The following is a 16,219-nucleotide window of genomic DNA, read 5'->3' on the forward strand; positions in this document are numbered from 1 at the left end:
TTGTCTTTAGGAATCGCCAAATGTTCAGTTTCCAAGGTGAAAATATTCTTTCTGTCAACCAATTAGACAGAGATTCAATTGAACACATCTTCTCCATTGCAAAAAAAATGGAACCCTATGCTAAAAAGCAAAAACGTACCCAAGTACTCAATGGGGCGATTTTGGCAAATCTATTCTTTGAACCAAGCACAAGAACACGCGTAAGTTTCGGCACCGCATTTAACCTGCTGGGCGGCCTAGTCCGCGAAACCACCGGGATGCAAAGTTCAGCATTGGCTAAAGGCGAATCTTTGTATGATACCGCCCGCGTGATTTCTGCTTATGCTGACGCCGTGGCAATGCGCCACCCAGATGCAGGCTCAGTAGCCGAATTTGCGACCGGTTCCGACGTTCCTGTCATCAACGGTGGCGATGGTCCTAATGAGCATCCAACTCAAGCACTGTTGGACTTACTGACAATTGACCGAGAGCTTAGCCGCTTTGGTACTGGAATTGACGGCATGCACATCGCGCTAGTCGGTGATTTAAAATATGGTCGCACCGTACATTCCTTATCCAAGTTACTTAGTCACTACAAAGATATCCGCTTTACGATGGTTGCACCTGATGGCTTACAAATGCCTCAGTCTATTTTAGATGTCGTAGACAATGCAGGTCACCGTATTGAAGTCGTGTCTAAAATGGAAGGCAATTTAGCTGCCGATATCGTTTACCAAACCCGTATTCAAGAAGAGCGTTTCCCGTCTCAAGAAGAAGCAAACAAATACCGCGGCGGTTTTAGGATCAGCCAAGCAATTTATGACGCTCACTGTAAACCAAGCTCAGTATTAATGCATCCATTACCACGCGATAGCCGCAGCGATGCAAACGAGCTAGACAACGACCTAAATAACAATAACAACCTAGCTATCTTCCGCCAAGTTCAAAATGGTGTATTGATCCGTATGGCACTTTTTGCCCTAACGCTAGGTGTTGAAAACCAAGTGGAAAAATACGAGGTAGAAGTACCTTGGTTTAGCCGCAAACGTGAAAGCTAAAAAGGATCGACAATGACAATCAGTCAAGACTTATTCAAACGCGCCCAAGACTCAATCCCTGGAGGCGTCAATTCTCCTGTTCGCGCTTTTAATGGTGTAGGTGGTACGCCACTATTTATTACCAAAGCCGAGGGCGTTCACACCTTTGATGCCGATGGTAAACAGTACATTGATTATGTAGGCTCTTGGGGCCCGATGATCTTAGGTCATAACCATCCGGAGATTAAACAAGCAGTGCTTGCAGCGGTTGAAAATGGCCTTTCGTATGGCGCGCCGACGGAAACTGAAATCCTAATGGCGGAAAAAGTAAAAGCGCTAGTACCATCTATTGAAAAAGTGCGCATGGTAAGTTCAGGTACAGAAGCGACCATGAGTGCCATTCGCCTTGCTCGTGGTTACACAGGCCGCGATAAAATCTTAAAGTTTGAAGGCTGTTACCACGGCCACGCTGACTCCTTGCTTGTTAAAGCAGGCTCAGGTGCACTTACCATGGGTGTGCCGAATTCACCTGGTATTCCTGCAGATTTCGCCAAACATACATTAACAGTTTCATTTAATAATCTTGATGAAGTAAAAGCGATTTTTGACCAGTATAAAGATCAAATCGCGTGTGTGATCATCGAGCCTGTTGCTGGAAATATGAACTGTATTCCACCGGTAGAAGGCTTTTTAGAAGGTCTACGCGAAGTATGTACTGACAATCAAAGCGTGCTTATCTTTGACGAAGTAATGACGGGTTTCCGTGTTGCACTTGGTGGTGCTCAGCAGTACTACAACATCACCCCAGACTTGACCTGTTTAGGTAAAGTGATTGGTGGCGGTATGCCTGTGGGTGCATTTGGTGGTAAAAAAGAAATCATGGATTACATCGCCCCAGTTGGCCCTGTTTATCAAGCAGGTACGCTGTCTGGTAACCCAATTGCTATGGCTGCCGGTTTAAAAGCGCTAGAGCTGCTTTCAAAAGAAGGGCTACACGCAGAGCTTGAAGCTAAGAGTAAAGCCCTGTGCGAAGGCTTCCAAGCAGCTGCTGATGAAGCAGGTATCGCGCTTACGACTAACTACGCAGGTGGTATGTTTGGCTTCTTCTTTACTGACGCTAAGAAAGTAACCAGCTATCAGCAAGCAACTGAATGTGACCTAGAGCGCTTCAAAAAGTTCTTCCACCTAATGCTAGATGAAGGCATTTATTTAGCCCCATCTGCATTCGAAGCGGGTTTCGTGAGTACAATGCATTCTGACGAAGAAATCGCTAACACTATCGATGCTGCAAAGCGTGCTTTTGCCAAGTTGTAATCACAGATTAAAACTTACATTAGTTTCTATTTAAAAAGCCCATTCAGGGCTTTTTTTGTTTTTTCAGCTACGCTTTGAATAAGCTTTTCAAAAGCTTCGGTCTATTTAATACCAGTTGTATTAAGTAAATGATCTATCTTGAAGCGGGGAAATAGCTTTAGTAGCAAGGCAAAAATTTTGCTTTTTAGTTGTTCTAAATGAGAAATTTTTAACGAAGCTAATATGCTATTTCACCCTTCAAATTGATTAGAGAATTAATTCAATTGGTATAACCTAGACTCAAGTTATTTAAGCGCATTTAGTTAATAACGCTATGCAAAGTTAAAACTATCATACAGAGGAAGTGATGGCTGGATTTAATACGCTAATTAATCCTGCAACCCGTTTGATGGCGCGGTTGCGATACAAAACCAAAATGGCCGTTGTATTTGGTATTTTATTACTACCGCTAAGCCTCAGCTTGTTTTTTCTGAATGGCGTACTTAACCATTCCATCTCTGTCAGTGAGATGCAAAGACAGGGGCTCACGCTTTACCCTAGCATGTTGGAAAATATATTAGCGGGTAAAGCTTCCGATAATTCAATTTTATTGCAACGCGCTAAGTTGCCCAAAGTGAATGCCGCAGGTGCAAGCGCCCTTGAGCAGCTCTCTATTGCATCTCAACTTGCCGTCGATGATGATCTTGGACGCAGTTACCTGAATCGCACGCTTGTTGAATCTGCGCCAAGATTAATATCGCAAATCAATCAAATTGAAGCGCAAGCACGCGATATCATCAAAAGGGGAAGCTTTACTCCTGATAGCTTTATTGCACTGTCCAATTTAAACAAGGGTCTCCCAGGCGTTACTACACAATTCTCCGGCAAACTCAATATTGCAATCAATGATAGTCAGCAACTCAAAAAGCAGCTCAGTCAACCATTAGCTGAGCTTGAGTCTAGCCTGTCAGATTATCAGCAAGCGGTGAAAACAGGCTTGTTAGATCCTGATGAGCTGGCACTCTCACAAGCGCAATTTAACCGTTACTATCAAAGTTCAAGTGATGCTATCAAGCAGTTTGTTAATGTTGCGACACCCACACTTGCCGCGCTTGTCGCTGAAAAACAAAACCAACAACAGTGGATAAGGAACACTGTTGCCTTGGCTTCACTACTCGCACTAATTATTGCCATTTATCTTATGGTTGGCTTTTACTCCTCTGTCATGGGTACCATTACGACTTTCTCACATGCCGCTCAGAGCGCTTCTCGAGGGGATTTAAGCATCAAAGCGCAGACAACGGGTTCCGACGAGCTTAGTCAAATTATTGAACAATTTAATGCGGTACTAAACGCCTTTATCTCTTTACTTGGTAACGTTCGACTAAGTAGTAACGAGCTGCAGCAAGCAACAAAAACACTCAACCAAATAAGCCAAGATACTGAGAAGGATGTCGCACAGCAGGAGAATAAGATCCAGTCTATCCACCACTCACTCGAGAATATGGCGCAGTCTGCTCGCTCAGTCGAGGACGCCGCATTTAGCGCCACAGAGCTGGCCTCCGTAGCAGCTAAACAAGTAAAACAAAGCAGCGTCAATACCACAGCCTTAGCAGGACAAATGACCGAACTACAAGCTGAGTTTCAACAAAGTCGTGCGGCCTTAGATAAGCTCGCGGAAGACACGCAAAACATTAGCCAAGTGAGTTCTGCGATTAGAGAGATTGCCGAGCAAACCAATTTACTTGCGCTCAATGCCGCGATTGAAGCAGCTCGTGCAGGTGAACAAGGTAGAGGGTTTGCGGTGGTAGCGGATGAGGTTCGAACGCTTGCGCAAAGAACACAGCAACAAACAGAAGAAATACATAATATTATTCAATCACTACAAGCCGCGTCCAGAGACACGCAAGACAAAATGCGTAGCAGTGAAGATAATATGGCGCAAAGTGTTATCGCAGCCAATGAAATCAATGAAGTGCTTCAGCACGCAGAGCAAAGCATGCGAGACATAGATGAACAAGGGAAACTGATCAGTCAGTTAGTGCAACAACAAACCCAAGCGACTGAACACGCATTGAATGAATCATCTGAGATCAGTAACTTAGCACAACATACACTGGGCTCTGCAAGAGCAACTCAAAGCGATGCAAAAAAACTTGGTAAACTATCACAAAGTTTAAATAGAGAAATCGATAAATTTAAAGCCTAAGACTGACAGCTAGTATCAATAGATCCTAGCTGTCATTACTTGGCTCAACATCTGGGCCTTGGTTCGAACATGCTCTCTCTAATAGGTAGCTGTAATACAGGACCACAACTCGGAGGCGATTGCTTGCCCGTTTTCGGGTTGATAAACGCCCAGCGAATGGACTTTGGACGCTCATCAACAATCGCTTGTGGGTTCAGTGGTTTAAGATAACGAATATAGAGCTCAAGCGCACCTTGGCTGCCCGTTAATCCCGTTGGCTTATTATCATCACGACCAATCCAAGCAACGGTGACCGTATTTTGATCAAAGCCTGCAAACCAGCTGTCTCTTAAATCATTACTAGTCCCCGTTTTCCCTGCAAGTTGAATAGAGGGAAAGTGAAGGTTAAGACGTTTAGCCGTTCCTTTTTTGGTTACTCTCTTCATGCCATATTTCGTCATGTATACCGCGTCGCTGTCTAGGGTTTGGCTTTTTTGCACTGGGTGTTCGTATACCAGCTTACCCAGTGAATCGGTAATAGCCATGACACTGGTCAACTTGCTCTGCTTACCGTCTGCAGCAAGTGTGGTGTACGCCTGTGCAATTTCAAAACTGGATAGCTCTAACGCCCCCAACAATAAAGAAGGATAAAGTGGAATAGACTTAGAGACACCAAGATCATTCAAAGTTTGCGCCACTCGATTGACCCCCACATCTAGACCAAGGTTTACTGCTGGAATATTGATGCTATTGCTAAACGCTTCGAACATTGGCACTTGGCCTCTGAATTTATGATCAAAGTTTTCTGGAGACCAGACCCTACCTGAACCATCTGTCACTTCAAGGGGGCTATCATCAAGTAGCATACCTAGGTGATAGTTTGGATTCGACAAAGCGCTCAAATAAATAGCGGGCTTGACCAGTGAACCTATATTGCGCTCGGTGTCTAATACCCGATTAAAACCTGAAAACTTCAACTGACGACCAGCAACTAACGCAGATACGCCCGCTTTTTCAACATTGACTGACAGCATTGCAGTCTCTAGATCTTCCGTTTTAAAGCGACGCTCTAGGTAAGGTAAGCCCTTTTTAACGGCATCTTCCATCGCCGTTTGCTTTTGTAAATCGAGATAGGTAAAAATCCGAATTCCAGAGTCTACGATGTCATCATCAGGCACAAGCTTCTTTAACTCGCGATTCACCAACTCCAAATATCCAGGGTATGACTGCATACGGCTCGCTTTTAGAGGCTGTACATCAATCGGCCTTGCCAGCGCTGCGCGATATTCGGGCGTTGTGATAAGGCCATTTTCTACCATCAACCTTAAGACTAAATCGCGCCTTTCCATTACCCGTTCAGGGTAACGTCTTGGATTATAAAAAGATGGCCCTTTAACCATCGCAACTAGCATAGCGACCTGATCAAACTCAAGCTCATCGACTGGCTTACCAAAATAAAAGTCGGCCGCAAGCCCCATACCATGAACGCCCTGATTATAGGCTTGTCCTAAAAACACTTCGTTTAAATAGGCTTCAAGAATTTCATCTTTGCTGTAACGAAAATCTAAAATCAATGCGATGAATGCTTCATTCACCTTGCGAATTAAGGTGCGATCTCTAGTGAGATAAAAATTCTTTGCGAGCTGTTGCGTAAGCGTGCTACCACCTTGCACGGTTCGCCCAGCTTTGATGTTGGCATACAGCGCACGCAAAATAGACAGCGCAGAAACGCCATGATGTTCGTAAAAGTCTCTATCTTCTACCACTAGCAGTGTTTCTTTTAAAATATTAGGGAATTTATCGAACGGAACAAACTCTCTGTCTTGACGCGATTCATTGCCGATCCGAGCAATTTGCACCGGCTCCAAGCGAGCGCCGGCTAAGCGTCGACCTTGATTATCAACAATATTGGCAAGCTTCTTACCAGCAAAATTAAGCGTAAAAATACGTGCGGTTTCTGGGCCATCGTAGAATTCGAATGCGCGACGATGGATGGTGATTGTGCGACCTTGAACAATGTACTGACCGGTACGACTGATACGATTTACACGGGAATAATTAAGCCGTTTCAGCTCCCACAACACTTCATCCTCATTTAGGAACTGATCAGGGAAAAACTGCATCGATCTGGCATAAACCTGAACAGGAAGTTCCCATTTATTGCCTTCAAACTGCCGGCTTATTTTCGCGTCTAGGTAGATGATATAGATTGCTACAAGGAATATCGCCGCAATGGTCCCCTTCCAAAAGAAAGACCACAATGAGCTCAGTACACGGCTTTTCACTCTTTGCATCTTAGAACCGTTTTGCTGGGTATTGTTTTTACGCGAAGTGTTCGCTTTGACGTTTGATTTTTTGGCAGATGTTCTTTTCTTTTTATCCGTCATGACCCAAGTAAAACTAAAAAATGAATCGCAAGATGGTAGGGTAACCTAAATTAACAACTGCTGAAAGTAGAATAATATTTATAAAGAAAAGTGAGTCCTACTGGACTCACTTTGTTTAGACAACGAGAACTTTACAATATTGACCGAGAGCCAAATTGGTATTACTGTCCGCGAACTGTCACGAACTCGGGATAGGCATCTACGCCACAATCATGTTGATCCATACCACTTAGCTCTTCTTCTTCGCCAACGCGGATCCCCATGCTCGCTTTCAATACACTCCAGACAATATAAGAAGCAATGAAAACAAAACCTAAAATGGTAATAAGTCCCACAGCCTGACCTTGGAAAGTGGCGTCTGAGTTTGAAAATGGCACCATCATCACACCTAGCGCACCACATATACCGTGAACAGAAATAGCACCGACAGGATCATCAATTTTTGCTTTGTCTAGCGCAACGATACTAAACACTACCAATGCACCACCTAGCGCCCCAAGGATCAGTGCTAATACAGGTGTTGGAGAGGCAGGCTCAGCGGTAATGGTCACCAGACCTGCTAGTGCACCATTTAGCACCATAGTTAAATCTGCCTTGCCCCACATTAATTTACACACCAACAGTGCAGCAACCGCACCTGCCGCCGCCGCCGCATTGGTATTTAACATGATTTGGCTGACAGCAATGGCATTTTCTTTATCAGCAAGGAACAGTTGAGAACCACCGTTAAAGCCAAACCATCCCATCCACAAAATAAAGGTGCCAAGTGTCGCCAGGGGCATGTTGGAACCAGGAATTGGATAGATCTCACCGTTTTTTCCATACTTGCCCTTACGTGCACCAAGTAACAGGACACCCGCAAGTGCAGCTGCAGCGCCAGCACCATGTACAATGGCAGAACCTGCAAAATCAACAAAGCCAAGCTCAGATAAGAAACCACCGCCCCATGTCCAATAACCTTCTAGCGGGTAGATAAAGCCAGTTAACACCACACAAAATGCTAAAAACGCCCACAATTTCATACGCTCGGCAACAGCGCCCGAGACAATTGACATAGCCGTTGCAACAAATACCACTTGGAAGAAAAAGTCAGATTGCAGCGCATGGTCGGCGTCGTCAGCAGCACTGCCAATGAGCGTGCCAAGACTTGGTAAAACCCCACCTTCGGCATTATCAACATACATGATGTTGTAACCAATAAGCAGATACATAGTACAAGCAATAGCGTACAGCGCGACGTTCTTGGTGAGGATTTCAGTGGTATTTTTTGAGCGTACTAATCCCGCTTCAAGCATAGCGAATCCGGCTGCCATCCACATAACTAAGACGCCAGAGATCAGAAAGTAAAAAGTATTTAATGAAAATTGTAGTTCTATTATTGTATTTTCCATCGCTTGGCTCCCCTTAAATGGCTTCTTCATCAAGTTCGCCGGTACGGATCCGAACAACTTGGTCTAAGTCGTAAACAAAGATTTTTCCGTCACCAATTTTTCCAGTGAATGCAGCCTTTGTAACCGTTTCCACAACGCGCTCAGCGTTTTCGCTTAACGTCGCAATTTCTATTTTTATTTTTGGAATGAAATCGACTTGATATTCTGCACCGCGATACAGTTCGGTATGGCCGCGCTGACGTCCGAACCCTTTAACGTCAACAACCGTCATGCCTTCAATCCCCAGATCGGCTAACGCTTCACGTACCTCATCAAGCTTAAATGGTTTTATTATTGCACTTATCATTTTCATGCTGAGTCCCCTTAGGACAGTTGATCCTGTTGTATGCAGTAATCCAACCTTTGTGCCAAATTTTTTATTCCTTAATTAACAATGAATTAAAGTGGGGGATGGAATTTTACGCATAAAAAATGCACCATCTAGGTGCATTGATATTAAGACTGAACAGAGTTGGTGCATAAGCACACAAATAACGAAAAACTAATGCGCAATAACGCAATTGCGTTGTTTGTCTTTCGCTTTATAAAGGGCCTTATCTGCCTTGCGCATCACTTCGCTTAAACTCTTTGATTGGCAAGCGGCGAGGCCAATACTGATGGTGCAATAATACTTACCTGCTGGGATATTAAATGCCTGCTGAGCAAGACGTTCCCGGAAATCTTCCAACATTTGCTGCGCCACCTTCATATCGGAGCTTGGAATGAGTAACGCAAACTCTTCGCCACCAATACGTGCGACAATATAGTGGCCAAATGCACTACGCAGTAAATCAGCGACCTGTTTAAGTACATCATCACCGCTTTCATGGCCATATTGATCATTAATAGATTTAAAGTGATCGAGGTCTAACAATGCCAATATATGCTGACCCGGCTTGTTTTTGATTAAACGCTCCGCTTGCTGACAGAAATAGCGGCGATTATAAAGTCCTGTTAAATAGTCTCGATGGGCATATTCTTTGATTTCTGCAATCAAATTAAGCTGTTCCATCGTCTGCATGATACGGCAATGAAACTCTTCACTCATAAACGGCTTTGCCAAAAAGTCATTGGCGCCGTATTTGATAAACTTTGCTGACAAGCCATGGCTTCCGGCGCCAGACAAACCGATGATGGCCAACTCATCTCGCCCACGACTATTGCGAACGGATTTCACCAGCTCAAAACCATCCATCGTCGGCATTGCAAAGTCAGTCAGTAGCAGTTTAATTTCATGGTCAGATAGCAACATCTCCAGTGCCTGTTCACCATCTTCTGCCTCAAGCACCGTAAATAATTGCTTTTCAAGCATTTGCTTCATTACCGCTCGACTAATCACAGAATCATCGGCTATCAACGCCTTGCAACCTTGGTTTCTCAACAATCTAGATGCTAACTTAACCGCATATAGATATGAATCGCGGTTGTCTTTAATCACATAGTCCACCACACCCATTTCAAGCATTTGCTGGCGGCTATATTCATCTATTTTTGAAGTCAGCACCACGGTGGGGATTTTATGACTGAGCGTAAGCTGCACGACCTCTGCGTCCATCGCATCGGGCAGCGTTAAATCAACCAGCGCCAATGTATATTGGTGCTGTGCTAAAAAGGCCTTACTTTCCTTGAGGGACCAAGCAAAATCTATTTCAACATCAAGATGCTGGGCAGCAAGATGTCGCAATACCTGTTGTACGACTTTACTGTCTTCAACAATTAAAATTCTTTGCATGGAATGAAATCTCTTAAGTACAACGAGAAGCGCAGTGAAACAAGAATTTAACGGGGCTAAATACTTTATTACTACATAATTAAGTACCAAATATACGCGAATCTTGAACCAAAAAAAACCAAATCGGCTCAAATTCGTTACTTTTCGATATGTGAGGTTACAACAGCCTATTTTTTCAAACTTGCCGTTTTTTTTGTTCAGTTTGTCTCAATGACTTTGAATTTCGGGTGAAATACTTCTTTAATGCAGACACACTTATTGCATTACCGAGGAAGCAATGAAAAAACTACTGCCCCTATTGATCGTGAGCTGTGCTCTACTCTCGAGGCCAAGCATAGCTGAAGAGCACAACCGCGCCATTGAGATAGATCATAAAATAACAACTGAGCATAGAGCCGAAATAAAAGGCGAACGTATTAACTATACCGCGACAACGGGCACGCAGCCGGTGTGGAACGAAAACGGCGATGCAGTTGCAACGCTGCATTACACGTACTATAAGCGCACAAAAATCAAAGATATGAGCAAGCGACCGCTATTGATATCATTTAACGGTGGTCCTGGCTCTGCTTCCGTGTGGATGCACATTGCCTATACTGGCCCAAGAGTATTAAAAATTGATGACGAAGGGTACCCATTGCAGCCTTACGGCCTGAAAGACAACCCATATTCAGTGCTAGATGTTGCCGATATTGTTTATGTAAACCCAGTCAACACAGGTTATTCTCGCGTACTAAAAAATGCTGAAGGTAAATATCCGACTAAAGCCGAACAAACAAAGATGTTTTTTGGCGTCAATGCTGACGTTAAGTACTTAGCCGAATGGCTCAATACATTTATTCACCGCAATGAGCGCATGCTCTCCCCTAAGTACCTGATTGGTGAGAGCTACGGCACGACTCGAGTGTCAGGCCTTGCGCACGCGATGCAAAACAATCAGTGGCTTTATCTCAATGGCGTGGTGTTGGTATCTCCGACGGAGATCGGCATTAAGCGAGAAGGTCCTGTTAAAGTAGCAAACCGTTTGCCATATTACGCTGCTGCCGCTTGGTACCACAAAGCGTTGTCTTCTGAATTGCAAAATAAAGATTTACTGGAAGTACTGGCTGAGGTTGAACAATATACGATTGAAAAATATCTTCCCGCACTCGCCAAAGGCGCATTTATCAGCCCCCAAGAAAGGCAAAGTGTGACACAGGCCGTCGCTAAATATAGTGGTTTAAGCGAACGTTTTGTGGCTCAAAACAACCTAGATATTCCTACTGCGGCATTTTGGAAAGAACTGTTGCGTGACCGTGGCTATACGCTAGGCCGATTAGACTCACGCTATCTTGGTATTGATAAAAGAGACGCTGGTTCTCGCCCTGATTATTGGCCTGAGCTAACCTCTTGGCTGCATTCATTTACCCCTGCGATTAACCATTACTTCGCAACCGAGCTCACCTATAAAACCGATGTAAAATACAATATGTTTGGCTCCGTTCACCCTTGGGATAACAGCGATAATAATGTCGGTGAGCAATTACGATTAGCAATGGCACAAAACCCTTACCTAAACGTGATGATCCAATCTGGCTATTACGATGGCGCAACGAATTACTTTGATGCCAAATACAATATGTGGCAACTCGATCCGAGCGGAAAAATGCGTGATCGCTTAAGCTTTAAAGGTTATCGCTCCGGGCACATGATGTACCTGCGTCATGAAGATTTACAAAAGTCGAACGAAGATCTCCGCAAGTTTATCTTAAAAACAACACCAAAAGTGGATCAGTCAGCGCTTTACTAAATTTCCAACCAACTGTGGCCGCGCAAGCGGTCACTTATCTTAACGTGCACCAGATTGTAAAAATTTTCTTTTATCCGTCTACAGTTACCTATAATCTAGATATACTCAATACAATCTCTCTACAACTTAGGCACGCACCATGAACGAGCAGTTTAAAGTCGTCTTCGTTGGCATGGCCGACGGTAAGGATCAACAAAGCGCCGCTATCGCAATGGCAGAACGGTTGAAAACCTCACCCTCAAAGATTCAGCAATTTTACGCTGGCAAAAACTTGTTTGCTCCTGCAGATAAAACCAAAGCGTTGAAACAGGTAAAATTACTTGCAAGCGCTGGGATCAATGCCAAGCTGCAAGGCCAAACAACCGCCGCACCAACCAATGCAGATCAAGAGCGCGTATTTGAAGCGCTAGATTACATTACGAGCAGTCTAATACGTATCGAAGAGCGATTAGAGGAACTTGAACAGCGCATAGCCCCCACCACTCATACTGAAATTGAAGATACAGCAGACGAAGAGTGGGAGTCTAAAGAACTATTCGATGAGTTGGACTTTGAACCTAGCCCTCCTGCTAAATCGAAGACTTGGCTATATTATCTGCTCGCTGTACTCATTGTATTATTTATTCTGCTTGGCGTAAGTTTGTTTTTCCCTGAGTGGCTCGCGCTAGAATGAATAAAACTAATAGCAACATAAATAAATCTCAAGTTGTTCGTACTAATTTGAGAAAAATGATTAGAAACGCAAGAAATTCGCTGTCAGCAGAGCAACAGAGAGCAGCTGCGACAAACCTAAACATTAATTTTTTTCAACATATAGAGCTACCTAAAAATGCTAATGTAGGGGTCTATATACAAAACGATGGCGAACTAGATACATCCCTTTTAATTCAATCACTTTGGGATAAAAAACACCAAGTTTTCTTACCTGTAATCCACCCCTTTAATCATGCTAATCTGCTCTTCCAGAAGTATGAAAAAAACTCACCCATGAAGGCAAATCGCTATGCTATCTTGGAACCTAAGTTAGATTGCTCAGCAGTAGCACCGCTTGCATCATTGGATTTACTTTTGATGCCTCTGGTTGCTTTTGATGAGCAAGGTAATCGCCTCGGTATGGGCGGTGGGTACTACGATAGAACATTGGCGTTACACTACGCTGAGCAGCGAGCTAAACCAGCACTTGTTGGTCTTGCTCATGATTGCCAGCAAGTTCCAAGCTTACCAACAGCTGCTTGGGATGTACCGCTCCCAACTATCCTCACTCCAACCAAACTGTACACTTGGCCAAAAAATAATTGAGCAGGCAAATAGTTAAGCGCATTTTGAGGCGCTTTTGACCATGACGCTGACACTTTGATTGAGTTATACTCCATACAACTTCAATGACAACTAAGTGTAGCGTTATGACTCAAGATGAAATGAAAAAAGCCGCAGCATGGGCAGCTTTGAACTATGTAGAAGAAAACACCATTGTTGGGGTTGGTACAGGCTCAACGGTAAATCACTTTATTGATGCGCTTGGCAGTATCAAGGATCAAATCAAAGGGGCAGTATCAAGCTCTGAAGCCTCAACAGAGAAGCTAAAAGCACTTGGTATTGAAGTTTTCGAGTTAAACGATGTGTCAGAGCTTGCGGTATATGTCGATGGCGCAGATGAAATCAATAACACCAACGAAATGATAAAAGGTGGTGGCGCAGCACTGACGCGCGAGAAAATCGTTGCAGCAGTTGCCAAGAAATTTGTTTGTATCGTTGATAATACAAAGCATGTTGAGACGCTAGGCGCATTTCCACTACCTGTTGAAGTGATCCCAATGGCGCGTAGCTACGTGGCAAGAGAGTTACTAAAACTAGGTGGCGATCCGGTTTACCGCCAAGGCGTTATCACAGATAACGGCAATGTCATTCTTGATGTGCATGGCCTAGAAATTAGCGCAGCAAAAGCGCTTGAAGAAAAAATTAACCAGATTGTTGGCGTTGTGACTAACGGCTTATTTGCCGCACGTGGCGCTGACGTTGTAATAACAGGCACTCCAGAAGGGCCTAAAATCAACTAGTGAGATTACAGATGAGCAAGGTTTCGTTATCAAAGGATAAAATTCGAATTTTGTTATTAGAAGGCGTACATCAAAGCGCCGTTGAGACACTAAAGCGCAACGGTTATAGCAACATAGACTACGTTAAAACATCCTTACCGGAGCCTGAGCTGATCGAGCGGATCAAAGATGCTCACTTTGTCGGGATCCGCTCACGTACCCACCTTACAGAGGCAGTACTAGAACAGGCTGAAAAGCTGGTCGCTATTGGCTGCTTCTGCATCGGCACCAACCAAGTAGATTTAGATGCTGCTAAAAAACGTGGTATCGCCGTATTCAACGCCCCATTTTCTAATACCCGCTCTGTAGCTGAGCTCGTATTAGGTGAAATTCTCTTGTTACTGCGCCGTGTTCCTGAACGTAACGCAAAAGCGCATCGCGGAGAGTGGGATAAATCTGCCGACGGCTCGTACGAAGCCCGTGGTAAAACGCTGGGTATTATCGGTTATGGTCACATCGGCACCCAGCTCGGCATTATGGCTGAGAATATCGGTATGAACGTCGAGTTTTATGACATCGAAGATAAGTTAACGCTCGGCAATGCCACGCAGTTACACACGCTTACGCAACTGCTGCAAAGAGCGGACGTAGTCAGTTTACATGTACCAGAGACGCCACAGACCAAAAATCTTATTGGCATGGCTGAAATTGAAGTGATGAAGCAAGGCGCAATCCTAATTAACGCATCACGTGGAACGGTTGTTGATATCGACGCCTTAGCTGAAGCATTAGCGGCTAAGAAACTTTCCGGCGCTGCTATCGATGTATTCCCCGTTGAGCCAAAATCTAATCATGAAGAATTCGTCTCACCACTACGCGAGTTTGATAATGTTCTGCTAACCCCACACGTTGGTGGTTCTACCCAAGAAGCACAAGAAAACATCGGTGTGGAAGTCGCGGGTAAGTTGGCGAAGTATTCAGATAACGGTTCAACAGTCACGGCTGTTAACTTCCCAGAGGTTTCTCTACCTGAATTATCAAACCGAAGTCGTTTATTGCACGTACACGTAAACCGCCCAGGCGTATTAACGCAAATCAACCAAGCGTTCGCTCAGCACGGTATCAATATTGCGGCGCAATACCTACAAACGGATGAATCTATTGGTTACGTGGTTATCGACGTCGATAGTGACCACTCTGAAGTGGCGTTGAAAGAGTTAAGTGCGGTTGAAGGCACTATCAGAGCACGTATTCTTCACTAAGAAGAATCAAGCATAAAAAAACCAGTCACTGTGAAGCGACTGGTTTTTTTGTATCAATTTGGCTTACGCCATGAAATCAACACCTTCTTTGATGTCTTTTTCAAGTGTCGCTAGCATGTCGTCTTTTGCTTTTTGCTCAAACGCGCTTAGCTCACCGTAAGGAAGTAACTTCTCTACACCGTTTTTACCAAGGATGACTGGCTGTGCAAAGAATGTTGCGTCGCCTGTGTTACCTTCAACGTATGCGTACTCAAGTACTTCTTCACCTTGTAAGCCTTTCACTAGTGAGAAGCAGAAACGTGCTGCTGCTGCACCCATTGAAAGTGTAGCTGAACCGCCACCCGCTTTAGCTTCAACCACTTCAGTACCCGCGTTTTGGATACGAGTTGTTAGTGAAGCAACTTCTTCGTCAGTGAACTCAACACCTTCAACTTGAGAAAGTAGAGGTAGAATTGTAGTACCTGAGTGACCACCAATTACTGGGATCTTAACTTCAGCAACGTCTAGACCTTTAAGCTCTGCGATAAAAGTTTCAGCGCGGATAACGTCAAGCGTTGTTACACCGAATACGCGAGCTGGATCATAAGTACCTGCTTTTTTGAACACTTCAGCAACGATTGGTACCGTGCCATTTACTGGGTTTGTGATGATACCAACAAGTGCTTTAGGGCAGTTTCTAACGATACCTTCAGCAAGTGTCTTGATGATACCTGCGTTAACGTTGAATAGGTCAGCACGGTCCATACCAGGCTTACGAGGCATACCAGCTGGGATAAGCACTACGTCAGCACCAGCAAGAGCTGGGTCTAGGTCGTCTTTACCATAACCCGCTACTTTTACCGCAGTTGGGATGTGAGATAAGTCAACTGCAACACCAGGTACAACAGGTGCAACGTCATAAAGCGCTAACTCAGAGCCAGCTGGAAGACCATTTTTAAGCAATAAAGATAGAGCTTGACCGATACCGCCAGCGGCACCTAATACAGCAACTTTCATTTGAATTCTCCATAATTTGAAGGTGGAATTGAGTGTGCAGTAAAGATAATGAAAAGCGCTGTTAAACACAAATTAATCACGGTTATTTTC

Annotated in this window: 13 protein-coding genes; 8 read left to right on the plus strand and 5 right to left on the minus strand. The window is 44.2% G+C overall.

Annotated features, from left to right (window positions below; translation table 11 throughout):
- Positions 1-20: 20 nt before the first annotated feature.
- From DRB05_RS20075 to DRB05_RS20085, 3 genes are all read left to right on the plus strand, one after another.
- Complete coding sequence (locus tag DRB05_RS20075; protein WP_128728493.1) at positions 21-1,037, plus strand: aspartate carbamoyltransferase; 1,017 nt, start codon at positions 21-23, stop codon at positions 1,035-1,037.
- Between the two features lie 12 nt (positions 1,038-1,049).
- Entirely contained in the window at positions 1,050-2,330 is a 1,281-nt protein-coding gene (gene hemL / locus DRB05_RS20080) for a glutamate-1-semialdehyde 2,1-aminomutase (protein WP_128728494.1), read from the plus strand.
- A 346-nt stretch (positions 2,331-2,676) separates the two neighbouring features.
- Positions 2,677-4,518: a methyl-accepting chemotaxis protein gene (locus tag DRB05_RS20085; RefSeq protein WP_128728495.1), complete on the plus strand. Its 1,842-nt coding sequence runs from the start codon at positions 2,677-2,679 to the stop codon at positions 4,516-4,518.
- Positions 4,519-4,562: 44 nt separating this feature from the next.
- Here the strand turns inward: DRB05_RS20085 and mrcB are convergent, their stop codons facing one another.
- The 4 genes from mrcB to DRB05_RS20105 form a co-directional block, all read right to left on the minus strand.
- Positions 4,563-6,884, minus strand: a complete 2,322-nt coding sequence (gene mrcB / locus DRB05_RS20090) for a penicillin-binding protein 1B (protein WP_128728496.1) — start codon at positions 6,882-6,884, stop codon at positions 4,563-4,565.
- 161 nt (positions 6,885-7,045) lie between these two features.
- Complete coding sequence (locus tag DRB05_RS20095; protein WP_128728497.1) at positions 7,046-8,275, minus strand: ammonium transporter; 1,230 nt, start codon at positions 8,273-8,275, stop codon at positions 7,046-7,048.
- Between the two features lie 13 nt (positions 8,276-8,288).
- A complete protein-coding gene (locus tag DRB05_RS20100) occupies positions 8,289-8,627 on the minus strand; it encodes a P-II family nitrogen regulator (protein WP_010372259.1) in 339 nt (112 codons plus the stop codon).
- A gap of 189 nt (positions 8,628-8,816) precedes the next feature.
- Positions 8,817-10,046, minus strand: a complete 1,230-nt coding sequence (locus tag DRB05_RS20105) for a diguanylate cyclase (protein ID WP_128728498.1) — start codon at positions 10,044-10,046, stop codon at positions 8,817-8,819.
- A gap of 277 nt (positions 10,047-10,323) precedes the next feature.
- On the opposite strand from DRB05_RS20105, the gene DRB05_RS20110 reads away from it, so the two are divergent.
- The 5 genes from DRB05_RS20110 to serA all read left to right on the plus strand — a co-directional run bounded on the left by DRB05_RS20110 (position 10,324) and on the right by serA (position 15,133).
- Positions 10,324-11,835, plus strand: coding sequence for a carboxypeptidase (locus DRB05_RS20110; protein WP_128728499.1), 1,512 nt, complete (start codon positions 10,324-10,326; stop codon positions 11,833-11,835).
- Between the two features lie 139 nt (positions 11,836-11,974).
- The gene (locus DRB05_RS20115; protein WP_128728500.1) at positions 11,975-12,508 is read left to right on the plus strand and encodes a hypothetical protein; all 534 of its coding nucleotides are present in this window, start codon (positions 11,975-11,977) and stop codon (positions 12,506-12,508) included.
- A complete protein-coding gene (locus DRB05_RS20120; RefSeq protein ID WP_128728501.1) occupies positions 12,505-13,134 on the plus strand; it encodes a 5-formyltetrahydrofolate cyclo-ligase in 630 nt (209 codons plus the stop codon). Before DRB05_RS20115 ends, DRB05_RS20120 begins: the two co-directional genes overlap by 4 nt.
- Positions 13,135-13,238: 104 nt before the next feature.
- On the plus strand, positions 13,239-13,892 hold the full coding sequence (gene rpiA / locus DRB05_RS20125) for a ribose-5-phosphate isomerase RpiA (protein WP_128728502.1): 654 nt from the start codon (positions 13,239-13,241) through the stop codon (positions 13,890-13,892).
- An 11-nt stretch (positions 13,893-13,903) separates the two neighbouring features.
- Positions 13,904-15,133, plus strand: a complete 1,230-nt coding sequence (gene serA, locus DRB05_RS20130) for a phosphoglycerate dehydrogenase (RefSeq protein WP_128728503.1) — start codon at positions 13,904-13,906, stop codon at positions 15,131-15,133.
- Between the two features lie 63 nt (positions 15,134-15,196).
- Here serA and mdh read toward each other — a convergent pair whose 3' ends face one another.
- Positions 15,197-16,129: a malate dehydrogenase gene (gene mdh, locus DRB05_RS20135; RefSeq protein ID WP_128728504.1), complete on the minus strand. Its 933-nt coding sequence runs from the start codon at positions 16,127-16,129 to the stop codon at positions 15,197-15,199.
- Positions 16,130-16,219 lie beyond the last annotated feature (90 nt).

The organism is Pseudoalteromonas sp. A757 (assembly GCF_004103285.1).
Classification (GTDB): domain Bacteria; phylum Pseudomonadota; class Gammaproteobacteria; order Enterobacterales; family Alteromonadaceae; genus Pseudoalteromonas; species Pseudoalteromonas galatheae.